Genomic DNA, 1,291 nt, shown 5'->3' with positions numbered 1-1,291 from the left:
CTCGCCAATGCGGCCATCAGAACGCTGAACGACAGGAACCAGCAGGCCAGTGCGTCGCTCCGACGCGGACACGAGCGGGGGGCGTCGGTAAGAACGCTGTCACCACCCGCAAACGGTCGTGATTTCCGAGGGTGAGCCCTGGGGCGCGCGCCAGCGCGCGCCTCTGGGGCTGTGAGCTGCGGCTTCACACCTGGAGGTGGTGTGGGCGGCGCGTACGAGTGACGTCGTCCCGGCCGGGTCTCGTCGAGACGACGTCAGCCACTACCTATGAGGCATGAAACTCCTCGCAGGAAAGCGGCTTTCGACCGCAGTGGCCGGCGTTCTGCTGGCAGGTCTCTTCGTACCCGCCACAGGCGCCGCTGCCGCCCAGGCCGCCGGTTCCCGTCTCTCGGTCGAGAGATGCTCCAGCAAGACCGACAACCGCAGTTCCGACAATGGTTCTGGCTCGCTTTCCGTGATGCGCGCACGGTGGGTGATTTTCGCTGGGAGACCAGTGAGACCGAAGGCGAGCCTCAGTTGCAGACGATGGGGCAGCCGCGCCGGATTGAGTGCTGTGCAGCGCGCAGGAACAGTGCGACGTAGAAGGCTGTGTCCAGGTCCTGGGTCCACGGTCCTGTTCGAGTAGTGGCCAGTTCCTTTGCTTGGTGCCCGAACCACGTGCTCAGGTCGAGGTTGTCGCACGTTGCCGGAGTTTCGGCTGGCAGATCGATGGCTGCCGCCAGCTTCTCGGCGAGCGGTAGTACCTGAGGAGCGCCGGCCACCATGGACTCGTGGTCGTCGGACTCGATGGGCAACCAGATCTCCTCATCGAGCGAAAAGGGCACGAGCACGGTCCAGCCGCAGAGGATCTCCGATTCCTCTCGTGACAGGTGCCTCTGGCACAAGGCGAGGAACCCGGTCATGCCGGGGGTCAGCTTTTCCTCGAAGGCCTGTCCTGAGCCAGGGGCGAAGTCGGTCTCCGCGGGGACGTCCTCGTAGGGCGGCAGGCCCCGCCGCCTGAGTTCAGCATCGACTGCCGAAGCAACATCACCCCATCCGTCCTCCTCGTCACCGAACCACTCCTCCGCGCCGACGCTCACCAGGTAAACACCCATGTGGGGAAGGTATCGCGTGCACCTGACATCGATCAGTGAGCCCACAGAACTCGCTTGCGGAGCAGCACGAAGCCAGCTCGGCCGAACATCTGGCGCTTAAGGAGGGACTGTAAAACGATCGGTGTAACTCCCGATCATGGAAGATGCATCGATGACCAGCGACAACGTGACCGAGGCCGAGACCGTCGAGCCGTCTG

General features: G+C 64.2%; 1 protein-coding gene. It reads right to left on the bottom strand.

Annotated features, from left to right (window positions below):
- Positions 1-512 precede the first annotated feature (512 nt).
- Complete coding sequence (locus ABZ371_RS32675; protein WP_358686575.1) at positions 513-1,094, bottom strand: hypothetical protein; 582 nt, start codon at positions 1,092-1,094, stop codon at positions 513-515.
- Positions 1,095-1,291 lie beyond the last annotated feature (197 nt).

This window comes from Streptomyces sp. NPDC005899 (assembly GCF_040629645.1).
GTDB lineage: Bacteria > Actinomycetota > Actinomycetes > Streptomycetales > Streptomycetaceae > Streptomyces.
Note: the sequence above shows the minus strand (reverse complement) of the source record. Positions and strands in the feature narration are given on the sequence as shown.

Bases quoted from the DNA above. Each gene is read 5' to 3' on its own strand.
- ABZ371_RS32675 (WP_358686575.1), bottom strand. From the start codon at position 1,094: ATGGGTGTTTACCTGGTGAGCGTCGGCGCGGAGGAGTGGTTCGGTGAC.